Origin of the sequence: Corynebacterium glyciniphilum AJ 3170 (genome assembly GCF_007673095.1) — a bacterium.
GTDB lineage: Bacteria > Actinomycetota > Actinomycetes > Mycobacteriales > Mycobacteriaceae > Corynebacterium.
Window position 1 is genome coordinate 1 of record NZ_VDYZ01000219.1, and the last position, 275, is coordinate 275.

Sequence of the window (275 nt, forward strand, 5' to 3'; positions counted from 1 at the left end):
CGCCTCCTCCAACACCACTCCCCTCTCCCTTCCCCCCCCACCCACCCTGCTACCCTCCACCTCCACCCACCCCTCCCTCCTTTCCCTCACCCCCCTCACACCTCCACGCAACAACCCTCCTCTCCACCTCCTCCCCCCCCCCTCACCACTCTCCCCCCTCAACACCCCCACACCCACCCACCTACCCCCCACCCCCACATCACCACCCACCCTTACCCTCTTCTTCCTCCTCCTCATACCCATATTCTCCTACTTACTTCTCATACATATTCCAC

Annotated in this window: 1 protein-coding gene; it reads right to left on the minus strand. The window is 62.9% G+C overall.

The features are described 5' to 3' along the window. Positions 1-237, minus strand: a 237-nt coding sequence (locus FS507_RS16925) for a hypothetical protein (RefSeq protein WP_145943841.1), incomplete at its 3' end; no start/stop codon positions are given. Positions 238-275: the final 38 nt, after the last annotated feature.